Origin of the sequence: Leeia oryzae DSM 17879, from assembly GCF_000376945.1 — a bacterium.
Taxonomy (GTDB): domain Bacteria; phylum Pseudomonadota; class Gammaproteobacteria; order Burkholderiales; family Leeiaceae; genus Leeia; species Leeia oryzae.
In genome coordinates, this window is the sequence record NZ_AQXU01000023.1 from 299,687 (window position 1) to 326,086 (window position 26,400).

The 26,400-nt window shown below is 50.2% G+C and carries 24 protein-coding genes and 2 tRNA genes; 12 read left to right on the top strand and 14 right to left on the bottom strand.

The window, feature by feature from the left end; all coding sequences use genetic code 11:
- Position 1 precedes the first annotated feature (1 nt).
- From F552_RS0111380 to F552_RS20365, 3 genes are read right to left on the bottom strand one after another with little or no spacing between them, the layout of a single operon-like run.
- Positions 2-334 carry a YkgJ family cysteine cluster protein gene (locus tag F552_RS0111380; RefSeq protein WP_026182640.1) on the bottom strand — a complete coding sequence of 111 codons (333 nt, stop codon included), beginning with the start codon at positions 332-334 and terminating at the stop codon, positions 2-4.
- Positions 327-1,310 (bottom strand): tRNA dihydrouridine synthase, encoded by a 984-nt coding sequence (locus F552_RS0111385; protein WP_018151872.1) that lies wholly within the window; start codon positions 1,308-1,310, stop codon positions 327-329. Before F552_RS0111385 ends, F552_RS0111380 begins: the two co-directional genes overlap by 8 nt.
- Positions 1,310-1,525 carry a DUF1289 domain-containing protein gene (locus F552_RS20365; protein ID WP_026182641.1) on the bottom strand — a complete coding sequence of 72 codons (216 nt, stop codon included), beginning with the start codon at positions 1,523-1,525 and terminating at the stop codon, positions 1,310-1,312. Before F552_RS20365 ends, F552_RS0111385 begins: the two co-directional genes overlap by 1 nt.
- A 706-nt stretch (positions 1,526-2,231) precedes the next feature.
- Between F552_RS20365 and msrA the strand changes: the two genes are divergently transcribed.
- Together msrA and F552_RS0111400 are read left to right on the top strand one after the other, a co-directional pair.
- Complete coding sequence (gene msrA / locus F552_RS0111395; protein ID WP_018151874.1) at positions 2,232-2,771, top strand: peptide-methionine (S)-S-oxide reductase MsrA; 540 nt, start codon at positions 2,232-2,234, stop codon at positions 2,769-2,771.
- Positions 2,772-2,778: 7 nt separating this feature from the next.
- On the top strand, positions 2,779-3,189 hold the full coding sequence (locus F552_RS0111400) for a hypothetical protein (RefSeq protein ID WP_018151875.1): 411 nt from the start codon (positions 2,779-2,781) through the stop codon (positions 3,187-3,189).
- Here the strand turns inward: F552_RS0111400 and F552_RS19180 are convergent.
- From F552_RS19180 to F552_RS0111440, 8 genes are all read right to left on the bottom strand, one after another.
- On the bottom strand, positions 3,168-4,121 hold the full coding sequence (locus F552_RS19180; RefSeq protein WP_018151876.1) for an ABC transporter ATP-binding protein: 954 nt from the start codon (positions 4,119-4,121) through the stop codon (positions 3,168-3,170). The genes F552_RS0111400 and F552_RS19180 overlap by 22 nt on opposite strands.
- Before the next feature lie 5 nt (positions 4,122-4,126).
- Complete coding sequence (locus F552_RS19185) at positions 4,127-5,620, bottom strand: ABC transporter permease (protein WP_169333597.1); 1,494 nt, start codon at positions 5,618-5,620, stop codon at positions 4,127-4,129.
- 69 nt (positions 5,621-5,689) lie between these two features.
- The gene (locus F552_RS0111415) at positions 5,690-6,685 is read right to left on the bottom strand and encodes a thiamine ABC transporter substrate-binding protein (RefSeq protein WP_018151878.1); all 996 of its coding nucleotides are present in this window, start codon (positions 6,683-6,685) and stop codon (positions 5,690-5,692) included.
- A gap of 302 nt (positions 6,686-6,987) precedes the next feature.
- Positions 6,988-7,064 (bottom strand) — tRNA-Arg (locus F552_RS0111420).
- A gap of 19 nt (positions 7,065-7,083) precedes the next feature.
- Positions 7,084-7,177 (bottom strand) — tRNA-Ser (locus F552_RS0111425).
- 70 nt (positions 7,178-7,247) lie between these two features.
- Positions 7,248-7,859, bottom strand: a complete 612-nt coding sequence (locus F552_RS0111430; protein WP_018151879.1) for an NUDIX domain-containing protein — start codon at positions 7,857-7,859, stop codon at positions 7,248-7,250.
- Positions 7,860-8,009: 150 nt separating this feature from the next.
- Entirely contained in the window at positions 8,010-9,920 is a 1,911-nt protein-coding gene (gene htpG, locus F552_RS0111435) for a molecular chaperone HtpG (RefSeq protein WP_018151880.1), read from the bottom strand.
- A 142-nt stretch (positions 9,921-10,062) separates the two neighbouring features.
- Entirely contained in the window at positions 10,063-10,491 is a 429-nt protein-coding gene (locus tag F552_RS0111440; protein ID WP_018151881.1) for a MerR family transcriptional regulator, read from the bottom strand.
- 182 nt (positions 10,492-10,673) lie between these two features.
- On the opposite strand from F552_RS0111440, the gene F552_RS0111445 reads away from it, so the two are divergent.
- Entirely contained in the window at positions 10,674-11,336 is a 663-nt protein-coding gene (locus F552_RS0111445; RefSeq protein WP_018151882.1) for a TetR/AcrR family transcriptional regulator, read from the top strand.
- Here F552_RS0111445 and F552_RS20090 read toward each other — a convergent pair.
- Entirely contained in the window at positions 11,326-13,437 is a 2,112-nt protein-coding gene (locus tag F552_RS20090; protein WP_018151883.1) for a LysM peptidoglycan-binding domain-containing protein, read from the bottom strand. The genes F552_RS0111445 and F552_RS20090 overlap by 11 nt on opposite strands.
- A 190-nt stretch (positions 13,438-13,627) precedes the next feature.
- Entirely contained in the window at positions 13,628-13,792 is a 165-nt protein-coding gene (locus F552_RS20555; protein WP_018151884.1) for a hypothetical protein, read from the bottom strand.
- Positions 13,793-14,054: 262 nt separating this feature from the next.
- On the opposite strand from F552_RS20555, the gene F552_RS0111465 reads away from it, so the two are divergent.
- The 9 genes from F552_RS0111465 (at position 14,055) to F552_RS0111505 (ending at position 25,896) form a co-directional block, all read left to right on the top strand.
- Positions 14,055-15,392: a glutamine synthetase family protein gene (locus F552_RS0111465; RefSeq protein ID WP_018151885.1), complete on the top strand. Its 1,338-nt coding sequence runs from the start codon at positions 14,055-14,057 to the stop codon at positions 15,390-15,392.
- A 14-nt stretch (positions 15,393-15,406) separates the two neighbouring features.
- Positions 15,407-16,768 (top strand): aspartate aminotransferase family protein, encoded by a 1,362-nt coding sequence (locus F552_RS0111470; protein WP_018151886.1) that lies wholly within the window; start codon positions 15,407-15,409, stop codon positions 16,766-16,768.
- A gap of 204 nt (positions 16,769-16,972) precedes the next feature.
- Positions 16,973-17,620, top strand: coding sequence for a GntR family transcriptional regulator (locus F552_RS0111475; RefSeq protein ID WP_018151887.1), 648 nt, complete (start codon positions 16,973-16,975; stop codon positions 17,618-17,620).
- A gap of 161 nt (positions 17,621-17,781) precedes the next feature.
- Positions 17,782-20,607 (top strand): PAS domain S-box protein, encoded by a 2,826-nt coding sequence (locus tag F552_RS20095; protein ID WP_083917495.1) that lies wholly within the window; start codon positions 17,782-17,784, stop codon positions 20,605-20,607.
- Positions 20,600-21,148 carry a response regulator gene (locus F552_RS19200; RefSeq protein ID WP_018151889.1) on the top strand — a complete coding sequence of 183 codons (549 nt, stop codon included), beginning with the start codon at positions 20,600-20,602 and terminating at the stop codon, positions 21,146-21,148. The genes F552_RS20095 and F552_RS19200 overlap by 8 nt, the downstream gene beginning before the upstream one ends.
- Positions 21,149-21,151: 3 nt before the next feature.
- Complete coding sequence (locus F552_RS19205; RefSeq protein WP_018151890.1) at positions 21,152-21,949, top strand: ATP-binding response regulator; 798 nt, start codon at positions 21,152-21,154, stop codon at positions 21,947-21,949.
- Position 21,950: 1 nt separating this feature from the next.
- On the top strand, positions 21,951-22,778 hold the full coding sequence (locus tag F552_RS0111495) for an HDOD domain-containing protein (protein WP_026182642.1): 828 nt from the start codon (positions 21,951-21,953) through the stop codon (positions 22,776-22,778).
- A 4-nt stretch (positions 22,779-22,782) separates the two neighbouring features.
- Positions 22,783-24,114 carry a response regulator c-di-GMP phosphodiesterase, NosR family gene (gene nosR / locus F552_RS0111500; protein ID WP_018151892.1) on the top strand — a complete coding sequence of 444 codons (1,332 nt, stop codon included), beginning with the start codon at positions 22,783-22,785 and terminating at the stop codon, positions 24,112-24,114.
- Positions 24,115-24,306: 192 nt separating this feature from the next.
- A complete protein-coding gene (locus F552_RS0111505) occupies positions 24,307-25,896 on the top strand; it encodes an ABC transporter substrate-binding protein (RefSeq protein WP_018151893.1) in 1,590 nt (529 codons plus the stop codon).
- Positions 25,897-26,001: 105 nt separating this feature from the next.
- Here F552_RS0111505 and F552_RS19210 read toward each other — a convergent pair.
- Positions 26,002-26,400, bottom strand: a 399-nt coding sequence (locus tag F552_RS19210) for a sarcosine oxidase subunit gamma (RefSeq protein WP_018151894.1), incomplete at its 5' end; no start/stop codon positions are given.

The following is a 26,400-nucleotide window of genomic DNA, read 5'->3' on the forward strand; positions in this document are numbered from 1 at the left end:
GTCATACCGGTAGTGGTGGCAAACCGTGCCCTGCCCGGGCCCGATTGCAGGCGGGGATAAACACACCCACCGCAGACATGGCCGCAAACTCACGGCAAGGGGATGGCCGTTCTTCATAAATGCCGCAGCGCACCGACTCGCCAACCTTGCCAATCAGCGCCACGCACCTTGGTCTGGCGTAATCCGTTCCGCGCATGCGGCACAGTGTATCTGTTTCATCATCGGCCAATCCGCTGGGCACTTTGCCGCCAGGCTCGTCATCCCGTTCAGACCGGTGAAACGTCACTTTAAATGCAGCACAACAAGCGCCGCAACGCATGCATTCATTACTCACTTAACGCTACCTCGCTCGTTTCTAGCCGTTGTCTGGACATGTACTGAAAAATATCTGCCGGTTTGCTAAGCGTCCGGATATCCATGAAAAAAGCATTTGCTTCCGGATAGCCTTTTCTTAAATAGCCTACCCATTGTTTGAATCGTCCGGCAGCATGCTTGGGTTCAACCTTGGCACAAATTTGCCGGAAATAATCCTCAAAGACTGGTATCAGGTCCGGCCAATACACGCTGCTGCGGTCAGACGTTTGCCCGCCCATGCGGCGGCGGATTTGCCACGCAAGGTCTGGCCTTGATAACAAACCACGGCCGATCATGACATCCGCCAAGCCGGATACCTGCTTGCAGCGCACATAGTCATCAGCGCTCCAGATTTCGCCATTGGCAATCACCGGGATATGGATATGGTCCGCAATCCGGGCAATCCATTCCCAATGCGCTGGCGGTTTGTAGCCATCCACCTTGGTTCTGGCATGCACAACCAGTTCTGACACCCCTGCACTTTCCAGCGCAGCGGCACAATCCAGTGTCAGTGCCGTATCCTTGACACCCAGACGCATTTTGGCGGTAACAGGCGTAGCGGCAGGGACAGCACGCCGCACGGTAGATACAATGTCATACAGTACATCTGGCTCGTCCAGCAGCACGGCCCCGCCCCGGTGACGGTTGACAATCTTGGCCGGGCAGCCAAAGTTCAGATCAACCGCCGGGCTGCCCAGTTCAGCCACCCTGGCAGCATTCTCCGCCATGCAAACCGGGTCGCTACCCAGTAGCTGGGCTCGAACAGGTACGCCTGCCGGCGTCTTGCTGCCATTTTTCAATTCAGGCATCACACGATAAAAATGCCGTGGTGGCAGCAAGGTATCGGTTACCCGCATAAACTCCGTCACACACCAGTCCACATCAGACAGCCGTGTCATCTGGTCCCGCATCAGATGGTCTGCCACCCCTTCCATCGGGGCAAAGACAATCCGCATCAGCTGCGTTCCTCACGGCGCCATGGGGGTAACAAGCCTCGCTGGGCCCAGGCATTTTCCAGTCGTGTCCAGACAGCTTCCTTTGCGATATCCGACATCGCAACCCAGGTTGCCACCTCTTCAAAGGTCCGGCCGCAACCCGCGCAAAGCTCATCGCCCAGTGCAGTAGAGCAAATGGCAACGCATGGAGAATCTGGGCGTGGTTTACAAGTCATGGATAAAGCCGATGAAGTCTGAATGATCTGCAATTTTACTTGAGAGCCAAGGTGAATACCACGAAAGATTCTCGCCCCCCGCCATGTTTGGGCGTGTTTGCAAAAATACCTGACCTGCAGCAAGAAAACCTGCCATATCAAGCAGATAGGTTGCTATCGGTTGCGAGCTCTTCGTGATGATGAACTGTGGAAACTAACCCGATTCATGTTGACCACAACGGTTTTTGTCCCGTTTGATCTTTTCAATATGTTCATTCTATTTAATATTGTTCGTTCATTGAACGAAATAATTTGTATTTTGCAAAAACCATGGGTAGAATAAATTCATCGTAAAGTTTGCAAGCAGTCACTAGCCAATTTCCTCTGGCTAAGCGGATGCGAGCATGCTTTCCGTCATGTGCGTGTTTATCCTCTTTTAAGTGCTACCTTGTGTAGCACTTTTTTTCGCCTGTACGCCGCAGTCTAAACATGCAGCCTCCCAGTCCGCATCAGGCTCAATGACAGACAAATACACGTCTTCCTCACGCTAGCCCCTCTCACCGCTTCTTTTGTGGCACATCTTCAGTTATATTAAAGATGACAACAACTTATTCAATGCATCTGCCATTGCCGATGGCTCGGTACTACCGGGTTTGCCATTCGCCCGGCAATCGCGGCAGACCTTCATCCATACAAGATTGATTCATGAAGAAACCGGAGGCCACACATGCCTGCATTAGAAATTGCAACCCTGGGCGGCGGCTGCTTCTGGTGTACAGAAGCTGTTTTCTCCGCACTAACGGGTGTACAGAAAGTCATTCCCGGCTATACCGGTGGCCATATCGACCAGCCTGACTACAAGTCTGTGTGCTCTGGTACCACGGGCCATGCAGAAGCGATCGAGATTCACTATGACCCGGCGCAAATCAGTTTCGAGACCCTGCTACTGGTCTTTTTTGCCACGCACGACCCAACCACACTGAACCGCCAGGGACATGACATCGGAACGCAATACCGATCCGTCGTGTATTACCACAATCCCGCCCAGCAAAAAATCCTACAGGACACCATCCGGCAACTGACGGAAGAAGGCATTTACGACCAGCCTATCGTGACAGAATGCGCTGCCGCCACTACCTTCTATGCGGCTGAGGCGTATCACCATGCCTATTATGCGCAAAATCCATATCAGCCCTATTGTCAGGCGGTGATTTCGCCAAAGCTGTACAAGTTGCAAAAACGGTATCAGCACTTGCTGCGTCGCTAGGTGTCCCATGCAAGAGAGCATACAAATCCAGATCAACCTGCCTGTTCCGCTGATGGTTGCAGATGAATTTCTTGCTGACCCGAGCAATTACAGCCTTTGGGCATCCGGATTGGGTGCTGGCATCAAGTCAAACCCACAGTCTGACTGGTGGATGGCAGATACGCCCTTGGGACCAGTGCAAATCCGATTTTCCAGCAGGAATCGCTTGGGTATTTTTGATCATTGGGTCAAACTGGCGGACGGGACAGAGGTTTATATCCCCATGCGGCTGATCGGCAATCAGGAAGGCTGCTTACTGGTGTTTACGCTCTTTCGACAACCGGGCATGTCGGATGAGCAATATGCGAGTGACAAAGCTTGGGTAGAAAATGATCTGCAACAGCTGAAAGACTGCCTTCATGTCCGATCTAGCGGATAGGCCAGCTGCGGGTTGATAGAAAACGGAATACTATCCCCAACGCCAGCAAGCCCAACCTGCATCCACTCGCGGCGGGAGAGCTGCAAGTGCCACTCCCAATCCTGAGCAAATACACTCAGTTGCACCGTATCTCCCTGCGGCTTCACCGCAGTGATACGGCCTTGTTCTGGCCCCGTCAGCAAGAATGCCTCTTCAGGCCATAGTATCTGGTCGCGAATATTCCGGTGCCCCAGAAAATTGGCCACCCACATATTGGCAGGTCTGGCATAAATCTCTGCAGGCCGACCGGTCTGAATGATTTTTCCATCCCGCATCATGGCAATCTGGTCTGCCAGCGCAAAGGCCTCTTGCTGGTCATGCGTCACCATCAAGGCCGTTTGACCGGTTTCGACCAGCAATGCACGTAACATGGCTTGTAGCTCCAGCCTCAACACCGCATCCAGGTTTGAAAACGGCTCGTCCAGCAATAACAGTTGCGGGTTTGCAGCCAGCGCCCTGGCAACCGCCACTCGCTGTTGTTGCCCGCCAGATAATTCGTGCACATAACGGTGCGCCAGATGCGAGATCTGCAAACGCGTCAGCCACAGACCAACCTGCGTTTCGATCACGCTTTTAGACTGTTGCTGCTCTACCAGCGCAAATGCGACATTCTCGCCTACGGTCAGGTGGGCAAACAGCGCGTAATCCTGAAACACCATGGCAAATCGCCGCTGCTCAGGCGGAATGGAAGCCATATCCCGCTTCTGCCAGCAAACAGAACCGCTATCCAGCGTCTCCAGGCCAGCAACCTGTCGTAGCAGCGTTGTCTTGCCACAGCCACTCGGCCCCAGCAATACAAGGGTTTCACCCGCCTCTAGCTGCAAACTGGCCTGGTTTACCGCAAAGTCAGACTGGCCGGGGTAACATTTGGATACCGCTTCAATATTCAGCATATCAATTATCTGGAGGAGCGGGATGCATGCACACCCCAAGTTAACAGCCCAAAGACCAGCGACGATAACAGCAATAATAAAACAGCGGCGGCTTGCGCCTCTGCAAAGCTGGACATGCCAGGATGTCCCAGACGCTGGTAAATCAATGTCGTCAAGGTCATCCATTCGGGGCGAGACAAAAAGAGCGTCACAGCAAACTCACCTAACGCCGTGGCAGCCGCAAATGCCATACCGGTCTGCATGGCAGGACGCAAGGCAGGCAACACCGCCCTTATCCAGGCACGGACAGGAGGTGCGCCAAGCACCTGCGCCGCTTCAAACACATTGGGCGACAGATTGCGCCAGGCCAGCGACATATTACGGGCAATAAAAGGATAAGCAAGCAGCACATAGCTGCCTAACAACATCAACAAACTGGCCGCCCATGACGGATACGTCACCAGCAGCGCAAGAGACAGCATGGATGCAGAGACCAGATATGGCCCGTAGGCAAGCACATGGGGCACAAACCGCCCCCGGCGTACGCCAGCGGCCAATACCCAGCCCAGCATCAGGGCACATGGGAGGGAGATCAGTGTGAATTTGAGGCTATTGGCACACGCAAGCCAGAACTCATCAGCACCAAACAGACGCAGATAGGCCGCATGGTCCAGCAAGACGCTTTTCAACAACAGTGTGGCTAACGGGCCAAGCGTGACAAATGCAATCAGACCTAGCGCCACCCACCCTTGCACACCGGGTCGCTTTTTGGGCAATGTACGGTGATTGACAACCACAGTCGCTGTCACACGTGACGTATTCTTTACATACAGCCACACCACCACAAGACACATGGCGGCCTGCATCATCGCAAGTACAGAGGCAGAGCTGATATCCAGCTGTAATGCTGTCAGGGTATAAATTTCGACTTCCAGCGTCGCCCATCTGGCACCACCCAGCATCAGTGCAACACCAAAACTGGTAGAGCAAAACAGAAATGTCAGTAACAAACTGGACCAGACCGAGGGCGCAATGGATGGCCAGATAATCCGGGTCATGATCCGGACAGGTGAAGCCCCGAAAACCCGTGCGGCCTCAATGGCGGCAACAGGCACCCGGCACAGCGCCTGATAAGTCATCCAGACCACGATACCGACATTATAAAAAACATACCCCCACAACAAGAGCCATGGGGACTCGTCTGCCAGCAAAGGCAACCAGCCTCTGGGGCCAATCAGGCTATGTATGGCCATGGCACCCACCACAGTGGGGACGAGATACGGCAGCAACAGCAATCGCAAGAACCAGTGATGCCCGGGAAAGCGCGTCTGGAATAACACCCAGGCAGCAGGCAAACCTAATAGTGCACACCACAGAGTGGCAGCCAACCCTTGTCCAGCAGTGATCAGAAAACGTTTCCAGTAGTAACCATCGGCCAGAACAGCCCGGACATCGGCAACATCCACCACCAGATGCAAGAGGGGCCACACCAGTGCGCCGACCAAAAAAAGACATGCCACGCACAATCCGAGGCATTTTAACCAATGGAGTGTGCGTGGCATGTCAGATTTATCGGCTAAACAGAAGGCTTACGGGCGCATCAGTTTTTGCCACTGTGATACCCAGCCCTGTAGCTGTTTGGCAGATGCAGGAACAACCGGTTTGCCCAGCTTTGGCAAGGTTGCAAACTGGAAGCTCTTGTCCAGAGTCAAGCCGTCCTGAACCGGGTACATCCACATCTGGGTTGGCAAATCTGCCTGTACGGGGGCAGATACCATGAACTCGACAAACGCTTTTGCCAAGGCAGGCTCTTTCCCGCCTTTTACCAGACCGATGCCTTCAACCTGCATGAAGCTGCTGCCAGGCAGAAACACATTGTCTGTTGGCGGCACGGTCAGTTTCCCTTCACTATAGAAAACTTCCGCTGCAGGCGATGTACTGTAACTCACGACAAAAGGACGGCTACCACCATTACGGGAAAACTCTTTCTCGTAAGCATCCGTCCAGCCTTGCGTCACTTTCACGCCATTGTCTTTCAGCTTTTGCCAGAAAGCCCAGGCTTTCTGCTCGCCAAAATGCTGAACGGTTGCCATCAGAAAAGCCAGCCCCGTACTGCTGGTTGCAGGGCTTTCTACCACCAGCAAATCCTTGTAGGCCGGCTTGGTCAGATCATCCAGGGTTTTAGGCAACGCCAGCTTGTGGTCCGCCACATACGCCTTGTCCACATTCAAGGCCACCAGGCCGTAATCTACCGAGGTCAAACGGGCACTGAATGGAAATTTCTTGCTGGCAACACCGGTTTTATCCGCCAGCACCCCTGCTTCTGCCGCTTTGGCAACCAGCAGGTTATCAATCCCGAACACGACATCTGCAATCGGTGCAGATTTGGTCAGGATCAGCTTATTCAGCATCTCGCCGGCATCACCCGCTTTGATGATAGACACTTTGGACCCCGTCTTTTGTTCAAAGGCCGCAATCAGCTTCTGATCTACCGCAAATGAACTATGAGCCAGTACGCGGAGTTCAGCGGCAGATGCCAATGTCGAGACAGACAACAAAGAAACCAGTAATGATTTACGAAACATATTCCCTCTCATACAACTTCAAAAGGGGCTATGCAGGGGAAGATGGACGCTCAGGATATACACGCTCCCTCCGCTGGCATGACCCAGATCAGGTACAGGGTATTTCTCAGCCAAGGCAACCATTTGCCAAGGCACCCCCGGTGCTTGCAGACATGCCACGGAACGTGACATGCTGTTTTTTGCTGGCCATAGGATATATGGCTCAGCAGGCATCATACTACCAGCAAACGGCATCACAGACGGACGCTATTCTCAGCAGTACAAATAAAAACAGCCGCTATAAGCGGCTGTTTTTATGAAACTGGCGCATCCGGAGCGATTCGAACGCCCGACCCTCTGGTTCGTAGCCAGATACTCTATCCAACTGAGCTACGGATGCGCTGCTTCAACTTAACTATTGGCGGAGAAAGAGGGATTCGAACCCTCGATACGAGTTTTAGCCCGTATGCTCCCTTAGCAGGGGAGTGCCTTCGACCTCTCGGCCATTTCTCCGTCAAGAGAGGCGCAATATTAAAGCGTTATCCAAACCCCGTCAACCCCCAATCCAGATATTTAGCCATTTTCAGCGATTTTTTTCATTTTCCGGGCGAGTTGTCTGTTTTATGAGCAAGTGCTGCAGCAAAATCACCGTTTTGGCATCTTGTAGCTCTCCAGCGGCCAATCTTCTGGCACATTCGGCCAATGGCAGTTCTAGCACCTCGATTTCCTCCCCCTCCTCTACCAGACCACCACCCGCCCCCTGTTTTTGAGACTCATCAATACAGGCTAGATACAACAGCAAGTATTCCGTTGTCACCCCTGGGCTGGTAAACACTTTCATGACAAAGGTGACATCCTGAACGCTATAACCGGTTTCCTCGCGGATTTCCCGAATGATGGCCTCCTCGGGATGTTCTCCATCCAGCAGGCCGGCACAGGCCTCTATCAAAAGTGGTTCTTCCCCCAGGTAAAATAACGGGCAGCGAAACTGCCTGACCATGACCACCGTGTCTTTAGCGGGGTTATACAGCAATACGGCCGCACCCGGCGGTTTGATATAAAGCTCACGCTGCAATGTCTGTACATGCCCGTTCAGGTGCTCATAGGTCAAGATCACCTTATGAAGCGGATTCCAGACATGCGCCACCAATTCGTCTTTCTGTATCTGTACCCTGTCCTGAATTGGCTTGGTCATACTTTCTCCACATATTGACTGGATGCTCAGCTTGTCATCGACTCATGCCTGCATTGCATCTGATGCACATCACGCCTAAAAGGTGTGCACCCCTTTCCAAAAGAAAAGGGAGCTACCTGAGCTCCCTTTTACACACAGACGACAGTCTGATTAATTCAGACCGGACAGAAACAACTGGTTAACCCGCTTAACAAAGCCAGCAGGGTCTTCCAGTTGGCCACCTTCCGCCAGCAACGATTGCTCGAACAGCACCAGGCTCAGTTCTTTAAAGGTGTCATCTGAACCATCTGCAGCCAGTTTCTTCACCAGTGAATGTGCCGGGTTCAATTCGAGAATTGGCTTGCCGGCTTGCACCTGCTGACCAACCGACTTCAGCAAACGCTCCAGGTGACCACTCATATCCTGCTCTTCTACCACCAGACAAGATGGAGAATCGGTCAGGCGGTGCGTCACGCGAACTTCTTTCACCTTGTCGCCAAGAACATCTTTCACGCGAACCAGCACGTCCTTGAGCTCATCTTCGGCTTTCTTCTGGTTTTCTTTCTCGGCTTCATCTGCCAAGGCATCCAGATCCAGCTCGCCTTTGCTGACGGACTGGAGCTTTTTACCCTCAAACTCGCTCAGGGAAGAAATGACCCATTCATCCACACGGTCGGTCAGCAACAGGACTTCTACGCCTTTCTTGCGGAAGATTTCCAGATGCGGGCTATTGCTTGCGGCAATGAAAGAGTCTGCAGTGACATAATAAATCTTGTCCTGGCCTTCTTTCATGCGGCCAATGTACTCATCCAGTGACACGATCTGGTCAGCCGTATTGGCATTGGTAGACGCAAAACGGCACAGTTTGGCAATCTTCTCTTTATTGGCAAAGTCTTCGCCCACCCCTTCTTTGAAGACCGTACCAAACTCTTTCCAGAAGGTAGCGTATTTTTCTTTGCCTTCATCCGTCTCTGCGGTGGCCAGATCTTCCAGCAAACCAAGGACCTTTTTCACGCAACCGGCACGGATGGCATCAATGTCTTTACTATGCTGCAAGATTTCGCGGCTCACGTTCAGTGGCAGGTCGTTACTATCTACCACCCCTTTAATAAAGCGCAGGTAGTGTGGCAGCAGTTTCTCTGCATCGTCCATGATAAACACGCGACGTACATACAGTTTGATACCGTGCTTGCGATCACGGTCGTACATGTCAAACGGGGCGCGTTTCGGAATATACAGCAGCTCCGTATATTCCTGGCGGCCTTCTACACGGGCATGAGACCAGGCAAGAGGCTCTTCCCAGTCATGAGAAACGTGCTTATAAAACTCTTTATACTGCTCTTCGGTGATGTCAGATTTACTGCGAGTCCAGATAGCAGATGCCGAGTTGATGGTGTCTGCTTCTGTTTCACCGGTCGGCTCACCCTTTTCATCCAGTTTTGGCTTGTGCAGGATAATCGGCAGAGAAATATGGTCAGAGTACTTCTTGATGATGGCACTCAGGCGCCATTCATTCAGGAAATCATCCTCGCCTTCACGCAGGTGCAGGACAATTTCGGTGCCACGGCCAGACTTTTCCACGTCTTCCAGCGTATATTCGCCATCTCCGTGGGACTCCCATCGCACGCCCTCGGATGCAGGACGTCCGGCACGACGGGTGGTTAGCGTGACTTTGTCTGCCACAATAAAGGCTGAGTAGAAGCCGACGCCGAACTGGCCAATCAGGTTGGAGTCTTTTTGTGCGTCACCGGAGAGCTTTTCAAAGAATTCTTTGGTACCGGATTTGGCAATGGTACCGATATGGTTAATGACTTCGATACGGCTCATGCCGATACCATTGTCAGCAATAGTGACGGTACGGTTAGCCTTGTCAAACGCGATGGAAATTTTCAGTTCCGGGTCATCCGCCAACAAGCTGCTGCGCTCGATTGCTTCGAAGCGCAATTTGTCTGCCGCATCTGAAGCATTGGACACCAGCTCGCGCAGGAAAATCTCTTTATTTGAATACAAGGAATGAATCATCAGCTTGAGTAGCTGTTTCACTTCGGTTTGAAAGCCCAGCGTCTCTTTATTCGTGCTCATCTTTATACTCTTCCAACGTCAAAGAAAAGAAAGTTAAAAAACTGTAGTTTCCCAGATGGGGATCGCGTGGCAGGATTCAAGCCCTGAACAAGGCGGAATTCCGGTCTAACCGGCAGAAATCTGACCAAAAAGACATAAACCTTTAAGGATTGGATGAATTTAGCATATCCAGTCCGCCTTTGGCTTGCAGTGTTTTCTTGCACTGGCGCTCAAAGGTGTTAATTTCTTTCAGGACGGCATCGATATCCTTGCGCTGCTGTTCCAAAAGTACTCTTCTTTTTTGCAGGATACGCAATGATTTGATCAACTCTGATACTTCTTCTCGCGGCGCATCATAAATATCAAACAACTCCTTGATTTCGCCCAGCGAAAACCCGAGACGCTTCCCTCTCAAGAGCAACATCAAGCGCACCCGCTCCTTGGCCGAGTAGTAGCGGTTTCTGCCTACCCGGTCAGGCGACAACAGGCCCTCATCTTCATAAAAGCGGATAGACCGGGTGGTCACGTCAAACTCTCGCGCCAAATCAGAAATGGTAAAGGCTTTCTTTCCGGCTAATGCGCTATCTGGCACAACGTGCTCCTGTTTTTCGAGTGTTTGTACAACAAAAATTTCTTTTACGTAAACGTCACTTGCATAAAGAATGATACGCTTTTGCGATATTTTCTCAAAGAGGTCTTGGTCTATTTGCCCAAACCTGATACATATACGTATAACCGGAAAATTGCATCACAAAATTCTTAGACGGACAAAGAATGACAACCACAATAAAAAAACGCGCCCGCGACGAGTCATCGAAACTGGCTCGCAAGGAAACAATTCTTGAAGCAGCCTTAAGCCTGTTTCAAGGTGGCAGCCTGCTGCCAAAAGTTGACGAAATCGCCCTCAAGGCTGGCCTGGCCAAAGGAACAGTCTACCTGTACTTTGATTCAAGGGAAGAAATCTACCTGCACCTTGTCACGATGCACGTCACTGCATACTGGGAAAACCTTGAAGCCCATTTGCGTGCCGAAACCTCCCTGACGCCGGAAGAACTGGCCAGATGGATTCTGGATTACCATGATACTCATCCGCACTATTTGCCGATGGCCAGTATCCTGAACCACATTCTGGAAGAAAACGCCGGATTGAGTGAAACGGTCAACTTCAAGCATCTGCACGCACAGAAACTGGGCGAATGCGGAAAGCTGCTGGACATGACCGTTGCCGGCCTGCCTGCGGGCGAAGGGGTACATTTGCTGCTGGCGCTGAATGCCCTGATGGTCGGGCTTTGGGAAAGAGCCAATCCAACCCGGGCAGTTCGTGACCTGCTTGAACTGCTCGAGTTAAAAAGCCTGCAGATCAACTTCTCGAAAGAAGCCGAACGAAGCGTGTTTGCCTTGTGCAAAGGTTATAGCACAATTGCAGCTAACCCTTAGTCAATAAAACCTTGACCTGATCTCCGGGCTGAAGCGTGCCCGGATTGTTATTCCATTTTTTCAGGTCAACGGGTGTCACCTTGTAGCGACGTGCAATACTGTAAAGCGTGTCTCCATGCTTTACAGTATAAAGCGTCGATTTCTCAGCCGCCTGCTTTGCACGACTCTTCTTGATGTCTTCCTTGCCTGTGCGGCCGCCATCAACCTGTCCATCAGCGGCTTTTGCCAGTTTGGTCGGCTCAGCAAGGGGCGCTTCTTTAGACTTGATCAACAACTCCTGACCGATCTTGATACCATGTCCACCCAGTTTATTGAGCTGCGACAACTGGGCGGTAGTCAGGTTATACCGCTTGGCAATATTGTAAAGCGTGTCACCAGCAACTACCTTGTGTTTGATCACTTGAGGTTGCGCACTAATAACCGGTTTGGCTGGCGTAGACACCCGGTCGACCAATTGCAAGGTCACAGGAGTAAATGAGCCAGAGACCGGTGCTGCATTTGGCAATAAGTCAGCAGTATCGTTTTCTGCCACCAGAATTTCATTCTGTTTGGCCGGTTGCGCCAATGCCGCTGGGACTGACTCTTCGACAACAGGCTTCACAGAAACGGCCACTGGCTTGGCGACAATCGTCGGCTGCGTAATGACCGGCTCTGTTTTTGTAACCACCACAGGGGCAGGCACGGCTGGGGCAAGAGTTGCAGCAGGCTTAACCTCGGCCTTTGTCTCAACAACGGCGGGTTTCTTCACGTCTACAACTTTGGCAACAACCACCTGCTTTTCTGCCTTGTTGGCCTGTTCCGGTTTAGGCTGGGCTGGAGATACGGTTTCCAGTTGCGCAACCCTCGCCGGCGTCAGGTCACTCATCGGCGCCAGCAACGAAGGTTTCAGGTTGGTTCTGCGAGCGATTTGCAACGGCTCCGGCTGCGACAGTCTTGGCTCTCCAGCTGCCGTCAGGCTGTTTCGTTCATCCGACATTGGCACCAGCAGAATCTGTCCTGTTGCCACTTTGGCTTTAACAGGGATCTTGTTGTAATTCTTGAGTTCCTGCACCGAAATGCCATGACTCTCTGCGATATCGGTCAGGCTTTCACCTTTGCGAGTACCATAAGCCTGCCAGGACAAGGTTGGCTTGTCATAGCTAGACAGGTTACTCAGAAAACCATCTGCCTTATCTACAGGCAAGAGAATGCGCCTGGAGTCTTTACTGGCAATCACCGGCTTTGTATAAGCAGGGTTGAGATTGGTAAAGTCTTCCACGCTCATATCAGCCAGCTTGGCGGCCAATTTGGTATCGATATGGCGGTTGGGGGCAACTGTCACAAAATACGGGCGATTCGGGATAGGATCGAGCTTGACGCCATACGCTTCCGGATTACTCACAATATTGCGTAGTGCAATCAGTTTTGGGACGTAATTACGGGTCTCTGCGGGCATGTTCAGACTCATGAAGTCTGTCGGCAAGCCTTTGTCACGGTTCTTTTGTACGGCCCTGGCAACAGCGCCCTCCCCCCAGTTGTAGGAAGCAAGGACCAGATCCCAATCGCCAAACAAGCTATAAAGGTATGTGAAGTAATTGATAGCTGCATCAGTAGCAGCTACCACATCCCGGCGCCCGTCGTACCACCAGGTCTGTTCAAGCCCGTAGGTTTTCCCCGTAGAAGGAATAAACTGCCACAAACCGGAAGCATGGGCCGGTGAATAAGCTGTCGGGTTGTAAGCACTTTCCACAATAGGCAGCAACGCCAGCTCGGTTGGCATGCCCCGTTTTTCGAGTGCATCTACAATATGGTACATGTAGCGGCGTGCCCGTTCGGTCACGCGCTTGAGATAATCCGGGCGGTTCACAAACCAGTTCTCGTGGTCTTTAACGAGCTGGTTGTCCATGGGTGTCATCTGGAACCCGGCGCGCATTCTTGCCCACAAGTCATCCTGCAAGGCATTATTGAGCGTAGTAACCGGCTTGAAATCAATGCGGGGGGTAATGCGGAACTCGACAGGCGCAGGAGGCTGGACGTCATTCTCCGCCGTCAGGTCGGAACCAAATGCTTGTAATGTAACAGCAAATAAAGATGCAGGGACTAGCAGGGAGCGAAATGTCATGCGGCGGCCTGCCTCAGGCATATAGTACGAATCGCCACATGTTATGTTGACTGGCTTCTGACGTCAAGCCGTATTCTCTAACATACGGATTCTGTTGATAATTGTTTAACCGGCCTTCAAGTTGCAATATGCGCTGCCTGATGGGTTGCCGGGTCATTCTGACTATAAAACAACCGTTATTCCGGTTATCTCATTTTTTCTTGTCTGTGACAGATGCGTCGCCGTCCGGTTTTTTGGCTTGTATGCCAGCCGTGTTTCTTAACTCCCAGGCACGATAAAGTTTGGCCAAGGCAAACGGGCCGCAACAAAACCGCGGGTCCAGAAAACGGGCGCGTGTATGACTGGTTTTTCTCATTGTATTTGCTCACCTTACTTCATGATGCATCGCAGCATAGCATGTATAGCCATTTTTTGAGAATGGTCTTTTGTCATGGCTGATGCAAAAATACAAATTTGATCAAATTGACAAAGACTGAAACTAAGCATAAAGTGAGTGTACGTTAAACAAACGATGATTTACATGAGAAAATTCAAGTTGTGCAAAACCAGCGCATCCGGTGGAAGTTAGCGTCCATTCATTACACACATAATATTTGATCAAACAATAGGTGGTAAAAATGGACAATAAACTAAAAGATTTTCTGACGGAAAACCGTATCCACGAGGTGGAATGCGTGATCCCGGACATGACAGGTATTGCACGGGGCAAAATTGTGCCCAAAAACCTGTTTATTGCTGAAGACAACATGAAAATGTCCAAGGCAGTACTCATGATTACCGTGAACGGTGAATTTGCCGACTTCGAGAAATTTGTTGGTCCGAGCGATCCGGACATGGTTTGCGTACCGGATCCCAATACAATTCGCAAGGTGCCTTGGGCCATTGAGCCTGTGGCTGTGGTCATCCATGACTGCGTGGACTTTGATGGCCGCTCTGTGGGCTTGTCTCCGAGGGCTGTTTTGCGAAAAGTCCTGCGCCTATACGAAAACAAAGGCTGGAAACCGGTAGTGGCACCGGAAATGGAGTTTTACCTGATCGCGCAGAACAACAACCCGCACGAGCCGCTTCGCCCGCCTGTCGGACGAGCAGGCAGAACCGAAGTGGGCCGTCAGTCTTTCTCTATTGATGCCGTGAACGAGTTTGATCCGTTCTTTCAGGATCTGTCCAATTTCTGTGATGAATCCGAACTGGGCGTTGAAACCCTGATTCATGAGGTTGGCGCAGGCCAGATGGAGATCAATTTCTCGCATGGGGATGCGCTGGATCTGGCGGATCGGGTGTTTCTGTTTAAACGCTGTGTCCGTGAAACCGCTTTCCGTCACAACATCTTTGCGACCTTCATGGCCAAACCGATGGAAAACGAGCCTGGCAGCGCCATGCACATCCACCAGAGCATTGTAGATAGCGAAACCGGCAGAAACATTTTCTCCAATGCTGATGGCTCAGCCAGCGAGTTGTTCTTTAGCTATATTGGCGGCTTGCAAAAATACATGCCGCACGCCATGCCGATGTTTGCGCCGTATGTGAACTCGTATCGCCGCTTGTCGCGTTTTACCGCGGCACCAATCAATGTGCGCTGGGGTTATGACAACCGGACTTGTGGCATCCGTGTACCCAACTCCGGACCTGAAGCGCGCCGGTTGGAAAACCGCGTACCCGGTGTAGATGTGAATCCTTACCTGGCCATGGCTGCCACGCTTATCTGTGGTTATCTTGGCATGGTAGAAGGCTTGGAAGCATCTGAGCCCATGAGCGACAGTGCTTATGATCTGGATTATGAATTGCCACGCAATCTGGATGATGCGGTAGAAGCCATGCTGGCCTGCCCGGAATTGTCTGAGGTGTTAGGCAGCGAATTCGTACAGGCATTCTGTGCGGTCAAAGAAAAAGAGTCAGAAACGTTCTTTAGAGGCATCACGGCCTGGGAACGTGAACACTTGCAATTGCATGTCTGACCGGAGGATAAGAAATGACATATAACACAGGTATTAATTGGGACAAGGCCCGCGCATTATTCGAAGCAGAGAAACAGGCGTTTGTAGCAAACATGCCCAAGTCGCGCGAGCTATCTGCACTGGCTGGCGAGCATTTACTGTTTGGCGTGCCGCTGCACTGGATGAATGATTGGTCCACGCCCTTCTCTCTTTACGTAGACCAGGCAAAAGGTGCCCGCTTCAAGGATGTGGATGGTCACAATTATGTAGACTTCTGCCTGGGAGATACGGGCGCAATGTTTGGCCATGCACCGGCACCTGTTGCTGAAGCCGTCAAGCGTCAGGCCGAACGCGGGTTTACGACCATGTTGCCGTCCGAAGATGCGGCATGGGTAGGCAAAGAGTTATCCCGCCGCTTTGGCCTGCCCTACTGGCAGTTTGCCATGACCGCGACTGATGCCAACCGGTTTGCCATCCGTTGGGCCAGAGCGGCAACCAATCGCCCGAAAATCCTGATTTTCAATGGTTGTTATCATGGTACGGTGGACGATGTATTTGTAGACTTGGTGGATGGCGTGCCGACTCAGCGCGATAGTCTCTTGGGTCAGGTCTATGACCTGAAGCAATATACCAAGGTGGTCGAGTTTAACGACTTGCCAGCCCTGGAAGCCGCGCTGGCTGAGGGTGATGTTGCCTGTGTGCTGGCAGAACCCGCCATGACCAATATCGGCATGGTGTTGCCAGAACCGGGTTATTGGGAAGCAGCGCAAAAAATCATCCGGAAGCATGGCACCTTGCTGCTGATTGATGAGACTCATACCATCAGTACCGGGCCTGGCGGCTATACCAAGGCATTTGGCCTGCAACCAGACCTGTTTGTGGTGGGCAAGCCTGTGGGTGGCGGTGTACCGTGTGCAGTGTATGGCTTTAGCGAGAAAATCGCGGCGGCAGCCCAGTCTGCCAAGCGCAATGCGCCACCGGGGCATAGTGGTATCGGCACGACGCTGACCGCCAATATGCTGGCCATGGCGGCCATGCGGGCCAATTTGGCAGACGTCATGACCGACAGCGCCTACGAGTATATGTTTGGGCTGGCCAAACAACTGGCTGACGGCTTGCGTGCGGTGATCGACAGACACAATCTGCCATGGTGTGTCACACAAGTCGGGGCAAGAACCGAATTCCAGTTTACGCAAACACCGCCTAAAAACGGAACGGAAGCCGACCGGATTCTGGTCCCAGAGCTTGAGCATATCATCCACCTGTTCCTGTTAAATCGCGGGTTGTTGATTACCCCGTTCCATAACATGATTCTGGTGTGTCCAGATACCAAGGCCGACGATGTCAGCCGCCTGGTCGCAGCGTTTGAGGCTTGCATTCAGCACATCAAGCTCTAAACGCGATACCCCTTGCCCGCATGCCGGCTGACACATGTCTTGCCACCGCATGCGGGCGAGTGATCAGGGCACATATGCGTTACCGGTGTTTTCTTTGCAAAATGCGCGCTCAGACTGGTTTTACAGCAAAATTCTGGACTAAGTACGTGCACTTTTCATGAAAGACAACTAGACTAACCGCTTATTTTTGTACCGACCCTGATTATGAAAACGGCTGAAGCGGCATCCATACAAGATCACGTTTATCTCACGTTGCGCCAATGGCTAACGGTTGGCAAATACCTGCCAGGCGATCGCCTGAAAATCAAGACCATTGCAGATGAAATGAATGTCAGTCAAATGCCGGTTCGTGCCGCTTTGCAACGGCTGGCAGCCGAGCATGCCGTGGTGAATATTCCGAACTGCGGCATGACCGTTCCTACCCTCAGCAAGGCACAATTTGATGATGTTTTGCAGGTAAGGCTGATGTTAGAAGGCCAGGCAGCCGAGTCTGGCGCCCACCGACTGACCGAAGACGAACGTCAGCAACTGATTGCCCTGTGTCTGCAGATGCGGGATGCACTGGCAACCATGAATGCCAAAGCCTATCTGGACGCAAACGAGGATTTCCACCTGATCTTGTACAAGGCCAGTGGCTCACCGCTTTTGATGGAGCTGATCGAAACGGTCTGGCTACAGGTTGGCCCTATTTCCAACCGCTTGTTTGAAGACAGCAATTTTGCCAGACGCCTGAATGATGCCCACGAAGATGCCATGGTAGCCCTGGAAAACCGGGACCCGACTGGTGTGCGCCGTGCCATTGAACGGGATATTTTTTACGCTGCCCAGCATCTGAAATCACTCTGCACATAGGGTTCGTTTTCGCATATTTCCTTGACATGTCACGATCTGTGATCTATACCTTAGTCAAATGACAAATAGCTAATTTCTATTAGCTATTCCTATCTTATGCTCCAACCCCGATTTGGAGCTTCTTCTTTTGTGCCTAGCCTGTAACAGACAAGGAGCTGTCCATGAGAACATCGTGGATGCCATCAAAAGCCTCACTCATCACAGGTGTGGTAGCAATCCTCCTATCCATCATCGCGACATGGTATTACCTTGCCGAGCAGAAATCTCTGGTCAAGGATGCAGAACAAAACAATGCCCGGCTGGCGGACATATACGCAGCCCGTATCGAAACCATCTTTTCTGAAGACACACAATACGCAAAGCTTCTTACTTACATTCTTGGCAATGTCAGAGAAGACGAGAAGCAGCTTGAAGCAAGAATGAGGGCTGCCTTGCAAGGCGTCAACAAAGACGCCGTGTATGGAATAGGCATATGGTTTGAACCCGGCATCTTTGCCCCTGGAAAAGAACGGTATGGCCGTTTCATTGCTCAAAATGCCCTCAAAGAATTAGACGGTCTGCCGATGGATTGGCTAAGAAGCGGTAGTGTATTTGGTAATGCACTTTGGTATAAAAAGAGCTTGATCGCTCATGGCCGCATTATTTTTTCTGAACCCTACTATGACATTTCCGATGCCTACATCACGATTGGCAGGAGTTTCTTTACCAAGCAAAACAAACCTGGCGGCATTGTTACTATTGATATTCTTGTATCCCAGATTCGTAATCAGCTAGACAACTTGCGTTTACCTGGTGGCGCCTGGTTATCTCTGAAAAGTGCACATGGCGCCTTGATTTCGCATCCGAATCAGTATGAACTGCTTAAAACTGCGCAGCGAGATGGCATATACGCCAATGACATTATCGAAATCTCGCCAGCCCAGTTGAAAAAAATCATCACCAGACACCCCGAGCTGAACCTGTCACCCAAGGGGTTTTCCTATGTCAAGCGGACCTTGGACCTGTCTGGCTGGGAAATGACCTTGGCCCTACCCGACAATACAAACCTGGCCCCTCTGGAGCACATCAAGGACATATATGTCGCTTCATTGGCTGTGCTGTGGTTCTTTACCATTTGCCTGTGGTATTTGTTTGCCAGAATTGCATTACAGAAACAACAGCTGGAAACAGAAAAAATAGCCGCAGAAAAACAGCGCGGCGAATCGCAGATGGAAATCTGGCAAATGGCAGAGCGGTTTGAAATGCTGTTTCTGTCTAACCTGGATGGTGTCTTTGTCATTAATGACCACGGTGTAAGCGAAGTGAACCGTGCGGCCCTCGCCATGTTTGGCGCCAGAGAATCAAACCAGTTACTGTCATTAAGAAAAAAACATTTTTTCCCTAAAAATCAGCCAGATGGAAAGCTTTCATTTTGTAGTTTCTTGAGAGAAATTAAACAATGTATTCGCAAGGGAAATCATCGTTTCGAATTTATTTTCCAGAAGCTTGACGGTAGTCGTTTTCCTGCCGAGGTAGTTGTGAATAACATGCATCTTGAAGAAGGTTTCATGCTTCAACTGATGCTGAGGGATATTTCGGAAAGAAAGCATGCCGAGCGGGAATTGTTGAATCGTCAAACACAACAAGAACTCCTGATCAAAGAATTGCGGCTTACTCAGGAACATCTGGTTGAGGAAGTGCTGGAGAGGCAGCATGCCGAACAAGCATTGATAGACTCAAAATCCATGCTAGATAGTGTTATTCATACTGCACTGGATGGCATTGTCATGATTGATGCGCAAGGAGAAATCGAGCTGTGGAATCCTGCTGCTGCGACAATGTTTGGATACCTTGAAAGCGAGGCACTTGGACAACCACTCAATGCCATGATTCAAAAAGGTCAGACATGCTATCTGCAGGATGAAGCCAAAGAGATTGCAATTGATCTGACCAGAAGCGGAACAACCGCCTTGGTTGGCCATACAGTCGAAATGATCGCTAAACACAAAAATGAGCAACTTTTTCCGGTAGAAATCTCCATCACGTCTACGTTGCGAAATACCCAATGGCATGCGGTGGCAGTCATCCGGGATATCACTGACAGGAAAGAAGTCGAGCGAAAACTGATCAATGAGCAGCAGGCGCAGCGCAAGCTCATCGGGCAGCTGGAACAGACTCAAAACCAGTTGCTGCAATCAGAAAAAATGGCTGCCATCGGGCAACTGGCAGCTGGTGTAGCTCATGAGATCAATAACCCGACCGGATTTGTCGCATCGAACCTGAACACGCTGAGCAAATATTTTCAGGATATTTTAAGTCTGTTTGAACTGTATCAGTCGAGTGAACCCTGCCTGCCTGAAGACCGTAAAGCAGACATTCAGCAGAAGAAAAAACAGCTGGATCTAAACTTCCTGCTGGAAGATATCGTCGCGCTGCTGGCTGAGTCCAAAGATGGTATCAGTCGTGTAAAACATATCGTTCAGGACCTGAAAGACTTCTCCCATGTGGATGAAGGCGAATGGTTGGTTGTTGACGTGCATAAAGGGATTGATTCAACGCTGAATGTGGTTTGGAACGAAATCAAATACAAAGCAAATGTTGTCAAGGAATATAGCGCTTTGCCAAGCATTGAGACGATTCCTTCCCAGTTGAACCAGGTGTTCCTGAACATTCTGGTCAATGCGGCACAGGCCATGACAGACTTTGGCACCATCACGATCAAGAGTGGCGTGACCGATCCGGATCATGTCTGGGTCTCCATCAGGGATACAGGTAGTGGTATTGCAGAAGAAAACCTGAAACGGATTTTTGATCCGTTCTTTACAACAAAACCGGTTGGGCAAGGTACTGGATTAGGGTTATCTCTGGTTTTTGGCATCATGAAAAAACTGGGGGGCTCAATTGACGTTGAAACCGAAATTGGCGTTGGCACCTGTTTCACCATCCATATCCCTGTCAGAAAACAGGTCATTCAGACTGAAGACGCTGGAGAAACAACACATGCATAAATTAATTGTGGTTGATGATGAGATTAATGTTCTCAATGCCATTCGAAGAGAGTTGTCGTTCTTGACCAAGGCTGAGGATTCTGCCTTCAAAATTCAGCTTGCATGTTTTACATCACCGCTGGAAGCACTTTTACTTGCCCAAGCGGAACATGTGGACCTGATTATCAGTGACTATCGCATGCCAGAAATGAATGGTGTCGATTTTTTAAGGGAAGCCAAACGACTACAGCCCTTGGCAGCGTCCATCATTCTTTCAGGGCAGGCGGACATGACAGCCGTACTCAGGGCCATCAATGAAGTCGGTATTGCCCGTTATATGGCCAAGCCATGGGATAGTGTCGAATTGATTACCCATGTGCTGGAAGTGCTGGCTGATGTGTCCATCAAACGTGAAAATATTCGCCTGGCAGACGAGATGCGTCAATTGATTCACGGATTCAAGATGGAAGCTGATCAGCTACCAACGCAGATGGAAAATATTGTACTGGGTAATGATGCGCTTCCAGAGAACTCGTCTCGACATCCAGAGAAGGATCAGTAAGTTATGTCCCAGGTTATTTTACTGGTTGATGACGAAGAGAATATTCTCTCTGCCTTATACCGACTGCTTCGCCAAGACGGATATGAAATCCTTCGTGCAGTGGGTGGGGCTGCTGCGCTAGAACTTTTGAAAAGCCACAAGCCTGGCGTCATTATCTCCGATCAACGCATGCCCGGCATGACCGGTGTACAGTTTTTATCGCAGGCCAAAACAATTTGTCCGGATAGTGTCCGCCTTGTGCTTTCTGGCTACACGGACCTGAAAACAGTAACAGACGCCATTAACGAAGGTTCCATTTACAAGTTTCTCACGAAGCCATGGGACGATGATTTTTTACGCGCCACTGTTGCCGATGCTTTCCGCTTTCACGATATCCTGCTGCAGAACAAAATCCTGCAACAAGATTTGCTTGCCGCCAATGAACAGTTATCAAGGCAGGCAGAACTTGAAATAGCTCTCAGTCATGAACAGACCAAAGTAAGTCTTGAGGCACTGGAAACGGCCCAAGAAGTTCTGGATATCATTCCTGTCGCCGTCATTGGGGTCTCGATGGAAGGCGATATTATTCTTGCGAATCAAGCAGCTGAAAACCTGTTAGGAGGTATTAGCCTCTTTGGTGGAAATATACATCACGTGTTGCCAGGCATTCTTGATAACCCTGATGCAATAGCGCTTCCTGGTGTTCGCCCCTATTTAATTAATGAAACTCAGACCACACTGAATATTTTACCCCTTTCACCAATGCATAAAGGGCTTCGTGGATTGGTCTTGGTATTTACCCCTATGAATGCGAATATCTAATATGTCTACGATGGATACATATATCAGCGAGCAAAATGGGCTTCCAAGTTCAGAACATGTGATCATGGAGCTTATCAGGAAAATTGATGATACAGAGGTTGCTCTTGATACACTCGTTCATCAAATTGGTAATGACACGGTATTGTCTGCCCGGTTATTGAAACTTGCCAATTCATCCTTTTTTGGCATGTCCTCGAAAATTGGCAGCATCCAAAGTGCGGTATTGGTTTTGGGATTGGCGAATGTAAAAAAACTTGCCATCAGCGTTTCATTTTTGAATACAAAGGGTGCCTCACCGATACTTATTGATTTTTGGCGGCGCAACTTATTGATTGCATACTGTGCTGACTGGTTAGCCCACAAAACAGGACATCCCCAGGATATCTGCTTTGTCGGCGGCCTTCTTCATGACATAGGTATGCTGCTACTGTACAGCAAAGACCCAGAGAGTTTTAGCCAACTGGTTCATGACCAACAGTGCGGTATGGAGCTCATTATCAAAGAAAAAGAGATATTGGGTTTTGATCATACCGAATTAGGTGCCATGCTTGCAAAGCAATGGCATTTCCCTGAAGATATCATTCAGTCAATTCGCTGCCATCATACAAGCCAGGCCGCGACTATTAGCCACATTGCTCTCATAGTGTATTGTGCAGATGAACTGGTCAATCTTTATAAAAGCATTACTGCATCTGAAAATACAGAGATTAATACATCAATTCCTGCTGACCTTATTCAATATTTAGGCCTCGCACCAGAGCAATTATCTGACTGGATAATAGAACTGGAAAAAATGGCAAATGGTGTTGATTCAATACTACTGGAGTAGCAGCATGGAGCAGATTTTGCATGAAAATGGAATTCTGCCTGTACAGAATTCGAATCCGGCAACAATTCTTATTGTTGACGATGAAGTTAATATTCTTTCGTCACTGAGACGTCTCATCCGGCCATTGGGCTATCAGATCTTGACGGCAGAAAGTGCGGCAATGGGTTTATCCATTCTGGAGGAAGAGCCGGTTGATCTGATCATTTCAGACATGCGTATGCCCAACATGAATGGGGCGGAATTTTTAAAACAGGTAAAAGAGCGTTGGCCCTCTATCGTGCGTATCCTGCTGACGGGCTATTCTGAGGTTTCTTCAACCATTTCCGCAATTAATGAAGGTGGTATTTATCGCTATCTTTCAAAACCATGGGATGAAAGAGAGCTGTTGCATACCATTGCGCAAGCAATTGAACTCCGGCAACTGGAACAGGAGAAAATTCGACTTGAGGCATTGACTGAGCAGCAAAATATTGAACTGAAATCCTTGAATGCCAATCTTGAAAAAGAGGTAAATGCAAGAACCGAAGAATTGCGCCAAACGGTGTTGTTTTTAGAAAGTGCACAAGAGCGATTAAAGAAAAATTTCTTTACCATGCTCAAAGTATTTTCAAACTTGCTGGAGCTGCGTGAAGGCGTATTAGCCGGAAATGCCAACCGTGTTGGAGAATTAGGACGACGACTTGCCAGGAAAATGCAACTTCCAGAATTGCAGGCACAAGAATTACTGATTGCAGGCTTGTTGCATGGGATTGGCAAAATAGGTCTGCCTGACGATATATTGAAAAGGCCATTTGATCAGCTGAGCCCGGAGGAGAAGGTTTTATTTTCAAAACACCCGGTCAAGGGCCAGATGGCACTCATGCCAGTGGAGCAATTGGCCGGTGCTGCAAAGCTGATTCGCCATCAAAATGAACGCTATGATGGCAAGGGTTTTCCGGACAAGCTTGCAGAGGCCAATATTCCCGTCGGCGCCAGAATCCTGGCTGTTGTCAGTGATTTTGAGGCCTTAAGAAATGGTTCATTGATTGGCCATTCCTTATCGACAGAAGAAGCAGTGGCATTTCTCCAGAAATACAAAAAGATACGTTACGACCCGGAAGTTGTTGCCATGTTTGAGCTGGTATTACAAGAACCGGACGCACTACTCCCGTCTGGGGCTAAAATCGTGAGGGCAAGCGACCTTCAGGCGGACATGAAATTAGCAGATGATCTGAAAACGCCGGATGGTGTGTTACTGTTATCCCGTGATCACGTTCTGACTCAACCACAAATTCAGCAAATACAACGGTTTGAACACACTGAGGGTAAGTCTTTCTCTATTGCAGTCTATGCCTGACAGATCATGAGGCACTTTTGCAAACACTTTATCTGTGCAAAGTCTCACATAAAAGGCACTTATATTATCTCGGTATAAACAATGAAGTATTTAACATTTAAACGGTTTTGAATCATGCTTTAAAATTGCTGTGGTAATTTTTCGCAATGTTATTGTTAAACATATTCTTGCAAACCATAGAAAGATATCACCATGTATAAACAAGTAATACTGTTTGCAATTTCAGCCATTGGCATTAGCTCTGCACTGCAAGCCAAACCCTTAACCGTGTGTACCGAAGCCAGCCCGGAAGGCTTTGATGTCGTGCAATATAATTCGATCACGACGACCAATGCATCCGCAGACCAGATCTTTAACCGTCTGGTGGATTTCGATACCGTTAGCAGCAAAGTCGTGCCAAGTCTTGCAGAGCGCTGGGAGGCCAGTCCGGATGGCCTGAATTACACGTTTTATCTGCGGAAGAAGGTTGCCTTCCAGACAACCGATTATTTCAAGCCAAGCCGCCCGTTTAATGCCGACGATGTTGTGTTCAGTTTCGAACGCATGATTTCCCCGACACACCCATGGGCAAAAATTACCGGGCCGAATGGGTTCCCTCATGCGCAATCATTCCAGTTCCCTACCCTGATCAAAGCGGTCAAAAAAATTGACGATTACACGGTCAGGTTTGAATTGAGCCGCCCGGAAGCTACCTTTTTGGGCCGGCTGACAATGGGTTTTGCATCCATTTACTCGGCAGAATACGCCAATCAGCTCGCCAAAGCCGGCAACCAGATTCAGATGAACCAGAAACCGATCGGGACCGGTCCGTTTGAGCTGAAGTCCTTCCAGAAAGATGCAGTCGTCCGGTTTGACGTGAATCCGGATTACTTTGGGCCCAAACCCAAAGTCGACCGATTGATTTTTGCGATTACGCCAGACAGCGCGGTGCGGGTACAAAAGGTCAAAGCAGGCGAATGCCAGATTGCGCTCTCCCCCAAACCACTGGATATTCTGACCTTGAGAACGGATAAAGCAGTCAAGGTGGTGGATACCCATGCATTTGGTACGGCGTTTATTGCCTTGAATACCCAGCATAAACCGCTGGATAACCCCAAAGTACGCCAAGCCATCAATCTGGCGTTTGACCAGAATACCTACTTGAAAACCGTTTTTAGCGGTACGGCCGTATCCGCCAATAACCCGTACCCGCCAGGCACATGGAGCTATGCCAAAGACCTGCCGGATTATCCGTTTGACCCGGCCAAGGGCAAAAAACTGTTGGCAGACGCCGGGTTTCCAAACGGGTTTAGCACTACCTTGTGGGTAAGGTCCAGCAGCAGCTTCACCAACCCTAACCCCAAAGCGGGTGCCGAGCTAGTACAAGCGGACCTGGCCAAGATTGGCATCAAGGCAGAAATCCGCACGGTTGAATGGGGAGAACTGATCAAACGCGGCAAGGCTGGCGAACATGATTTGCTGTTCATGGGCTGGGTAGGCGACAACGGTGACCCGGATGATTTTCTGACACCCCAGTTCAGCTGCGCAGCGGTCCAGTCTGGTACCAACTTTGCCCGCTACTGCGATCCACAACTGGACAAACTGATCTCTGATGGCCAGAAAACGCCAGACATTGCGACCAGAACCCGGTTGTATCTGGCCGCTCAGAAGATCATTCGTGATCAGGCTTTGTGGGTCCCGCTGGCGCATCCACTCAATGCCGTTATCACCACGCCCAATGTCAGCGGGTTCCGGGTGAGTCCATTCTCTCGACTGGATTTCAGCAATGTCAGCGTGAACTGATACTGGTCTGACACGCTGGGTTGTACGTCAAAAACAAAAGCCCGTCTGCAAGAACAGACGGGCTTTTTTACGTAACTAGCCGTGATTAACGGTACTACGGGATAACTACTCAGCTGCGACTAACCCGAGCTCGGACGACACCGCACATACCCCAAACCCGTACGGACGCGATACCCGCTCCAGAATCCGCCACACGTAATCCGCAAAGCTGCGGCGGAAGATCACAAAGCACCCCTTGTCATCATGACGGTACACCGTCACGTTGATCTTGGTCAGCACGGTACTGATCGCCTGACCCGGTGTAATGCTCTCGAAGTCGTACACACCCAGGTGACGCAGCACCGTGACGTGCTCCTTGCCGGTCAGGTAGGCCATGGTGTAGCCACCGGAGTTGTCGGCAACCTGCACGTGCTGGCCTTTCAGGGCTTCTTCCAGCGCGTTGATCAGCGCGGTGTTGCCACCTTTCGGGCCGGTAATCAGCCATTCGTCCGGCGACAGCCAGAT